Genomic DNA, 7,726 nt, shown 5'->3' on the forward strand with positions numbered 1-7,726 from the left:
ATGCTCGGCGGAATGCCTGCACCATGCGGGACAGTCGCCGAGCATGGCTCGGCGCTACCGTCCTGCCGTCCGCACCCGCGATTGTCGCTGCCCTGCAACGATCTGGTCCGGTGCACCGTATGTTCCGCGCGGGCCGCTGGCAATAAGCTGCGGCATGTCCTTCGAGGAATCCGCCATGCGCCGCCTGCCCAGCCTGTACATCTCGCATGGTTCGCCGATGACCGCGCTGCAGCCCGGACTGGTCGGCCAGCGCTTGGCCGAACTCGCCGCCGACCTGCCGCGCCCGCGTGCCATCGTCATCGCCAGTGCGCACTGGCTGAGTGCGCAACCGCAGGTGGGCGCGCATCCGCAGCCGCCGACGATCCATGACTTCGGCGGCTTCCCGGAGCCGCTGTACCAGCTGCAGTACCCGGCGCCGGGAGCACCGGAGCTGGCGGCCCAGGTGCAGCAGATGCTGGTCGACGCCGGCCTGCCGGCTCGCCTGGACGCCAGCCGCGGACTGGACCACGGCGCGTGGGTGCCGTTGCGCTTCCTGTTTCCGGACGCTTCCATCCCGGTGGTCCCGCTGTCGCTGCAGCCGCAGCGTGGCCCGGCCCATCAGCTGGCGCTGGGCCGGGCGCTGGCGCCGCTGCGCGAACAGGGCGTGCTGCTGGTGGGCTCGGGCAGCATCACCCACAACCTGCACGATTTCCGCCGCTACCAGGACGGCAAGGAAGCGCCCTACGTGCGGCCGTTCATCGGCTGGGTGGAGCAGCGCCTGGCCGCCGATGACGTGCCCGCCCTGCTGGATTACCGCGCGCAGGCGCCCGGTGCCGCACAGGCGCATCCCACCGACGAACACCTGCAACCGCTGCACTTCGCCATCGGCGCGGCCGGCGACGGTGCGCTCGGGGCGCGTCGTATCGATGCAGGCATCGACGCCGGCATGCTGGCGATGGACCTCTACCGGTTCGACGGCGAAGCGGCGTTGCTGTCGCCTCGCTGAGCCTGCACCACGCAGGCGTGGGCCTGGTGCCCGCGGTGTGCTAGTTTTTTCGGGTTACCGGCGCTTGGCCGCATGGCCATCCCTCCCCATTGCGCCGTCATCTGGATGATGCATGCACACCATTGAAGTCGTACTGGCGATGCTGGTCGCCGTGGTGGCCAGCGGTTACCTGGTCCGCGTCCTGCCCTTTTCGCTGCCCTTGCCCCTGGTGCAGATCGCCCTGGGCGCGGTGATCGCCGGCGTGTTCAACCGCGGGCATGACCTCGACCCGGACATGTTCTTCCTGCTGTTCCTGCCGCCGCTGCTGTTCCTGGACGGTTGGCGCATCCCCAAGCAGGGGTTGTTCCGCGACAAGGGCGCGATCCTGGAACTGGCCTTCGGGCTGGTGGTGTTCACGGTGATCGGTGCCGGGCTGCTGATCCACTGGATGATCCCGGTGATGCCGCTGGCGGTGTGCTTCGCGCTGGCGGCGATCATCTCGCCGACCGATCCGGTGGCGGTGGGCGCGATTGCCTCGAAGGCGCCGATTCCCAAGCGCCTGATGCACATCCTGGAAGGCGAATCCCTGCTCAACGATGCGTCCGGCCTGGTCTGCTTCCGCTTTGCGGTGGCGGCGGTGATGACCGGTTCGTTCTCGCTGGCCAACGCCTCGATGACGTTCCTGTGGGTGGCCGCAGCGGGCCTGGCGGTCGGCGTGGCGGTGACCCTGGGCGTGTCCACTTTCCAGCGCTGGCTGTGGCGGCGCTTCGGCGAGGAGCCGGGCGCGGCGATGCTGGTCAACCTGCTGATTCCCTTCGCGGCGTATCTGCTGGCTGAAGAAATCAACGCATCGGGCATCCTCGCGGCGGTGGCCGCGGGTATCACGATGAGCTACGTGGAGCTGACCGGCCGTGTGTCCGGCAGCATGCGCGTGCAGCGATCAGCCGTGTGGAACATGCTGCAGTTCAGCTTCAACGGCATCATGTTCGTGCTGCTGGGCGAGCAGCTGCCGGGCATCGTGGAGCGTGCCGTCGCCACGATGAGCGAAAGCGGCCACCAGAGTCCGTGGTGGCTGGCGGTGTACGTGGTCGTGATCAACCTGGCGCTGATCCTGCTGCGTCTGTTGTGGGTGTGGCTGTCGCTGCGCTGGAACCTGCTGCGCGCAAGGCGCCGCGGCGACGAGCAGCGGCAGGCACCGAACTGGCGCATCGTGGTGGCGACCTCGGTGGCCGGCGTGCGCGGGGCGATCACCCTGGCCGGCGTGCTGACCCTGCCCTTGTTCCTGCCCAGCGGCGATCCCTTCCCGGCGCGTGACCTGGTGATCTTCCTGGCGGCGGCGGTGATCCTGTTCTCGCTGGTGGGCGCCAGCGTGGCCTTGCCGCAGCTGTTGAAGGGCCTGCAGTTGCCGGCCGATTCCGGTGAGCGGAAAGAAGAGGACGTGGCGCGCAAGCTGGCATCGAAGGCTGCCCTTGCCGGGGTGGAACGGATGCGCCAGCAGCTGGTGCAGAACCAGACCACCGACAACGTGCAGCTGTACAACGACGCGGCATCGCGGGTGAGCCTGCTGTACCAGCGCAACCTTGAAAAAGAGCACGGCCCGGATGCCGATCCGGAAAAGGTGAGGCGGATGGAGCGCGGCTACCGCCAGTTGCGTGGCGCCGGGCTGACCGCCGAGCGCGAGGAGCTGTTCCGGCTGACCCGTCGCGGGGTGATCTCCGATGAGATCTCGCGCAAGCTGATCCGCAACCTGGACCTGCTGGAATCGCGGCAGCGGGAGTGAGGGCGGATGCCCTCACGGTAGCGCCGAGCCATGCCCGGCGGCGTTTGGCGCGGTGCCTGACACAGCCCGCCGAGCATGGCTCGGCGCTCCCGCAGGCCCGTCCAGCAGGCCTCAGGCCTGCGGCTTCAGGTCGAGGTAGCGCACTTCGACGCTGCCCTTGATCTTCAGCGTCATCGGGTTGCCGCGCCGGTCGCGCGCCTTGCCGGCCTGCACGCGGATCCAGCCTTCGCTGACCGAATATTCTTCGACATCGGTGCGTTCGACATCGTTGAAGCGCACGCCGACGCCGCGCTCCAGCGCCTGCGCATCGTGGTGGGGGCTGGCCGGGTTGATGGCCAGGTGGTCGGGAGGGGTATCGCTCATTTCAGCTTCACTGTGACGGCCACCAAGGCCGGCTTCATGGGGGGAAGGATACCTGTACGCGGCGCGCGACCCAACGCCGATGCTTCCGGCGGCGGCCGCCAGGCCTCAGAATGCGTGCCACAGCACCGTACCCGCAGGACCACGACCATGCCCGACAACAGCGATTATTTCGACTTCGAAGAAGACGCCCACGACTACGACGAGGACGATTTCGAGGCGCGTGCATGGAACCTGCTGGTGCTGATCAATCCCGGCGACGAGGAGCTGGCGCTGGCCCAGTTCAACCGCTGGCGCGAGCTGCTGGCCGAACAGGGCGAGCCGTTGGAGCCGGACAGCGACTGGATCCCGCCGCTGTTCACCGCGATCGGCTGGCAGAGCGGCTTCGAGGTGGAACGCGATGACCTGGAATCGCTGATGTCGGCGGTCAACGAGCTGTCGGCGCGCTTCAACCTGCAGGTGGACTGGGGCGGCGACCTGGACGACGAAGACTTCAGCATCGGGCTGGATGGCGTGCAGCTGATGTCCACCGCCTTCGACCGCCTGCGCGAGAACAATTACACGCTGTGGAGCGTGGATGCCGGCAGCGACGGCTTCACCGGCTGGATGGCGCTGACCCGCGACGACGACGCGATGCTGGCGCTGTGTTCGCTGCTGAACGTGGAAGTGCGGCTGGGCAGCGATCCGTTCTGACCGGACCGCACCCTTTGCCCGTTACCCGGGCTGGTACTGCGCGCGGGCGGTGGCGATCACCGCCTTGAGCCGCTCGCGGTCGGTATGCCGGGAAATCGCCTGTGCGCCGAGTGCGATCGCCTGCGCGCGCAGGGCCACGGTGACATCGTAGTGCGCGCCGCTGGACTTGTTCTGGAACGCCCGGCGCGGGATGCCGAGCTGCGCCGCCATGGCGTGCAGTTCGGGCAGGGTGTCGGCCATCAGGTGGGCCCAGCGCTGTCCGCGCCAGGCCTGCACTGCGTCGTCGACGTAGACCGTCACCGGGGTCCCGAGGCCCTTCAGGCCTTCGGCTTGTCGTCGGCTTCGGTTTCCGCTTCTGCGTCTGCCGGGGCCTCGATGGCTTCCGCGCCATCGGCATCGTCCTGCGCGGCCTCGCCTTCAGCGTCCTCTTCGCCATCCATGCCGTCGAACTCGGCGGCCAGCTGGTCCAGGTACGCGTCGGCGTCCAGTTCCTTTTCGGCGGCCATGACCTTGATCAGCTCGCCCAGGCCTTCGGAGTACTGCAGGTCGACCTTGCGGCCTTCCTTGCCCTGCACGTTGGCCAGGTGCTTGAGCATGGCCAGCATCGGCATCGGATCATCCGCATTGCCCATGGTCTGGCCGCCGATCGACAGCAGCCACTGGCGACCCTGCAGGCCGATCGCCGCGACCACCTGGCCCTCTTCGTTGGTCAGCACGGCGTGGTTCTGCACCTGCTGCTGGTCGCTCAGGCGGGCGAAGGCGCGCTTGGGCTGCTGCTTCTTGCGCTTGTCGCGCTTGGCTTTGGAAAGCTTGGACATGGTGGGAGCCTGCAAAAAGGGAAGGCCGCCATTGTAATGGCCCAGCGCAGGGCGCGCTTGGCGCTACGGCGACGCGTCGCCCAGCGCGGTCGGCGCCTGGGCGGCCTGCACGTCCGGATCGGCCACCGCGGCCGACAACGCCACCGTGGAGCCGGCCCCTGCGAGTGCAGACGCTTCGGCGTCCCGGGTCATCACCACGATGCTGATGCGGCGGTTGATCGGGTTGGCCGGGTTGGTCTTGTCGAACAGCACCGAAGCGGCCAGCCCGACCACGCGGGTGACCTTGGCCTCATCCAGTCCGCCGTCCACCAGCGCGCGGCGGGCTGCGTTCGCGCGGTCGGCGCTGAGTTCCCAGTTGCCGTAGCCGTGCTGGGTGCTGTACGCGGCGGTGTCGGTGTGGCCGGTCAGGCTGATCCGGTTCGGCACATGGTTCAGGTAGTTCGCCAGTTCGCGCAGGATGGTCTGCGTATACGGCTTCAGTGCCGCCCCGCCGAGGTCGAACATCGGCCGGTTCTGCTTGTCCACGATCTGCACCCGCAGCCCTTCCGGGGTCAGGTCGAGCAGCAGCTGGTCCTTGAACGGCTCCAGCGCCTGGCTCTTGCTGATCGCCTCGGTGAGTTCCTGCATCAACGCTTCCAGCTGTTTCTTTTCCTGCTCGCGCGAGTCGGGGTCGACCGCCTTGGGGATGCTTTCCTGCTGGTTCTGGAAGGGATCATTGCTGCTGCCGCGGCTGACATCGGCCGCGCCACCCAGCTTGATCATCGACGTGCTGGCGCCACCCGGTCCGGCCATGCCGGGTGCGGGTGTACTGCTCGTGCCCGACAACGGGCTGGGATTGCGGAAGTATTCGGAAATCGCGCCGCGCTCGGGCTTGCTGGTGGACGCCACCAGCCACAGCACCAGGAAGAAGGCCATCATGGCGGTGACGAAGTCGGCGTAGGCCACCTTCCACGAGCCGCCATGGTGGGCGGCGTGGCCCTTCTTCTTGACCCGGCGGACGATGACGGTGGGCTTGGTCTCGCTCATGGCTTACTTGACCGTCTTGAGGTGCTGCTCGAATTCGGAGAACGCCGGCCGCACATCGGAGGGCAGCGTCTTGCGGGCGAATTCCAGCGCGATCTTCGGGTTGTAGCCACGCAGGCAGGCCAGCAGGGCGGTCTTCACCGACTCGTAGATGCGGCTGTCCTGCTCGGCGCGTGCTTCCATCGCCGCGGCCATCGGGCCGACGAAGCCATAGCCCAGCAGGATGCCCAGGAACGTGCCGACCAGCGCGCCGGCCACGTGCGCGCCGACTTCTTCGATCGGGCCGCCGATCGAGCCCATGGTGATCACGATGCCCAGCACGGCCGCCACGATGCCGAAGCCGGGCAGGCCGTCGGCCACCTTGGTGATGACCTGCGACGGCGCCAACGCTTCGGCATGGTGCTTGTCCAGCTCCAGCTCCAGCAGCGGTTCCAGTTCGTGCGGTTCGATGTTGCTGCCGATCATCAGGCGCAGGCAATCAGTGATGAAATCGACCAGGTGATGGTCGGCCTGGACCTTGGGGTAGTGGGCGAAAATGGGACTTTCGCCGGGCTTTTCGACATGCTCTTCCAGCGACATGAAGCCTTCGCGGCGGGCTTTGTTGAGCAGTTCGTAGACCAGGCTGAGGACATCGAGGTAGTCCTGCTGCTTGTAGCGCGGGCCTTTGAACACGGCCACGCTGGCCTTCAGGGTCTGTTTGACGGTCTTTGCCGGGGTGCCGACCAGGAAGGCGCCCACCGCCGCACCGCCGATGATCACCAGCTCGTACGGCTGCCAGAGCGCGCCGAGTCGTCCGTGGGCGCCGAGATAACCGCCGAGCACGCTGGCGATGACGACGAGAAAGCCGATGAGGATGAGCATGGACGCGACGCAGGGAGAGGGGGTATCTCCCTAACGGCGCGTTCACGGGATTTCTGAAGAGGCAATGTGTGAAATCCGTCGGCTGGTCCGCCGACGCGGATCAGCCCGCAGGTTCGGCTTCCGCGCCGCCCCGCTGCAGCGGATCGTCGTAGGACGCGCCGTTCTCGGTGAACGAAAGTGAGACGGAGTTCAGGCAGTGGCGCTCGAAGGTGGGCGGCGGGCCGTCCGGGAAGACATGGCCGAGGTGGCTGCCACAGCGGGCGCAGGTGATCTCGGTGCGGATCATGCCGTGGCTGGTGTCGCGGATCTCGCGCACGTGTTCGGGGGCGAACGGGGCGAAGAAGCTGGGCCAACCGGTACCCGAATCAAACTTGGTGCTGGAGCGGAACAGCGGCAGGGCACACAGCCGGCAGCAGTAGACGCCATCGCGTTTGTTGTCGAGGAACACGCCGCAGAACGGCGCTTCGGTGCCGTGCTGGAGCAGCACCCGGGCTTCGTCGGGGCTGAGCGAGGATTCCAGTGCCTGGCGCTGCGCGTCGGTCGGGGGCGTGAGGTCGAAGGCGCTCATGCGGTATCTCCTGGGGGATGCCTGCGGAGATGGGGGCAGGGCGGCGGGCATGCAAGCATGACATCGCGTTCATGGCCGGCACACGGCGGTCGGTGCACGCTGCGCTGAACTACTGCCGGGGGCTGCCATGAAGCGTTCATTGATCCTGTTGTCTGCATTGCTGGTGCCGGCGTTTGCCTCGGCCCAGTTGGCGGCGCCGTCCAGTCCGACGGCGACCCGCAGTGCGACCACGGTGCGTCCGCCGCCGCCGCCGGCGCCACAGCCGCCGCGCGTGGTGCAGCCGGCGCCGCCGTCCCCGGTGCAGGCCCCGCGGCCGATCGCCAGCCCACCGCCGGCGGCGGGGCCGATCCGCAGCACGGGGCCGGCGCAGGTGGTGGCGCCGCCGGCGAGCACGGCGCCGGCGAAGGTGTATGACCGCGATGGGCGGATCATTCCGGGGGTGAAGCCGGCGGGGCCGAACCGGGTGTTCGATTCGCGCACGGGGCGGTATCACGACAGCGTGCCGCAGGGTGCTGACTCGCGGGTCAAGCCGTAGGGTGGGGTTTGTTTGTTTGCCGGGCTGCGCCCGGCACCTGCCTGAGTGCAAAAGCGAACGTCAAGAGCTGCAGGGCTGTGTGTTGGCGGGGCGGGGCGGGGTGGGTTCGTGGGAATCGCCGCAA

Annotated in this window: 10 protein-coding genes; 4 read left to right on the forward strand and 6 right to left on the reverse strand. The window is 67.9% G+C overall.

The annotated features are described in order from the left end of the window. Positions 1–175: 175 nt before the first annotated feature. Both ABE522_RS17195 and ABE522_RS17200 read left to right on the forward strand, forming a co-directional pair. The gene (locus tag ABE522_RS17195) at positions 176–985 is read left to right on the forward strand and encodes a DODA-type extradiol aromatic ring-opening family dioxygenase (RefSeq protein WP_406846390.1); all 810 of its coding nucleotides are present in this window, start codon (positions 176–178) and stop codon (positions 983–985) included. A 112-nt stretch (positions 986–1,097) separates the two neighbouring features. Continuing rightward, positions 1,098–2,744 carry a Na+/H+ antiporter gene (locus ABE522_RS17200; RefSeq protein ID WP_346592745.1) on the forward strand — a complete coding sequence of 549 codons (1,647 nt, stop codon included), beginning with the start codon at positions 1,098–1,100 and terminating at the stop codon, positions 2,742–2,744. Positions 2,745–2,855: 111 nt separating this feature from the next. Here ABE522_RS17200 and ABE522_RS17205 read toward each other — a convergent pair whose 3' ends face one another. Then, on the reverse strand, positions 2,856–3,107 hold the full coding sequence (locus ABE522_RS17205; RefSeq protein ID WP_042612769.1) for a DUF3297 family protein: 252 nt from the start codon (positions 3,105–3,107) through the stop codon (positions 2,856–2,858). 147 nt (positions 3,108–3,254) lie between these two features. On the opposite strand from ABE522_RS17205, the gene ABE522_RS17210 reads away from it, so the two are divergent. Beyond that, the gene (locus tag ABE522_RS17210) at positions 3,255–3,797 is read left to right on the forward strand and encodes a DUF6630 family protein (protein ID WP_042612770.1); all 543 of its coding nucleotides are present in this window, start codon (positions 3,255–3,257) and stop codon (positions 3,795–3,797) included. Between the two features lie 21 nt (positions 3,798–3,818). On the opposite strand, the gene ABE522_RS17215 is transcribed toward ABE522_RS17210, so the two are convergent. From ABE522_RS17215 to msrB, 5 genes are all read right to left on the reverse strand, one after another. Then, entirely contained in the window at positions 3,819–4,097 is a 279-nt protein-coding gene (locus tag ABE522_RS17215) for a DUF4031 domain-containing protein (RefSeq protein ID WP_346592746.1), read from the reverse strand. 17 nt (positions 4,098–4,114) lie between these two features. Further along, positions 4,115–4,615 (reverse strand): hypothetical protein, encoded by a 501-nt coding sequence (locus ABE522_RS17220; RefSeq protein ID WP_346592747.1) that lies wholly within the window; start codon positions 4,613–4,615, stop codon positions 4,115–4,117. A 63-nt stretch (positions 4,616–4,678) separates the two neighbouring features. Continuing rightward, on the reverse strand, positions 4,679–5,641 hold the full coding sequence (gene motB, locus ABE522_RS17225) for a flagellar motor protein MotB (protein WP_346592748.1): 963 nt from the start codon (positions 5,639–5,641) through the stop codon (positions 4,679–4,681). A gap of 3 nt (positions 5,642–5,644) precedes the next feature. Beyond that, positions 5,645–6,499 (reverse strand): flagellar motor stator protein MotA, encoded by an 855-nt coding sequence (motA, locus tag ABE522_RS17230; RefSeq protein ID WP_346592749.1) that lies wholly within the window; start codon positions 6,497–6,499, stop codon positions 5,645–5,647. Positions 6,500–6,599: 100 nt separating this feature from the next. Next, positions 6,600–7,067 (reverse strand): peptide-methionine (R)-S-oxide reductase MsrB, encoded by a 468-nt coding sequence (msrB, locus tag ABE522_RS17235; protein WP_346592750.1) that lies wholly within the window; start codon positions 7,065–7,067, stop codon positions 6,600–6,602. Positions 7,068–7,194: 127 nt separating this feature from the next. Between msrB and ABE522_RS17240 the strand changes: the two genes are divergently transcribed. Beyond that, positions 7,195–7,602, forward strand: coding sequence for a classical arabinogalactan protein 4 (locus ABE522_RS17240; protein ID WP_346592751.1), 408 nt, complete (start codon positions 7,195–7,197; stop codon positions 7,600–7,602). Positions 7,603–7,726 lie beyond the last annotated feature (124 nt).

Source organism: Stenotrophomonas lacuserhaii (assembly GCF_039674585.1).
Classification (GTDB): Bacteria; Pseudomonadota; Gammaproteobacteria; order Xanthomonadales; family Xanthomonadaceae; genus Stenotrophomonas; species Stenotrophomonas pennii_A.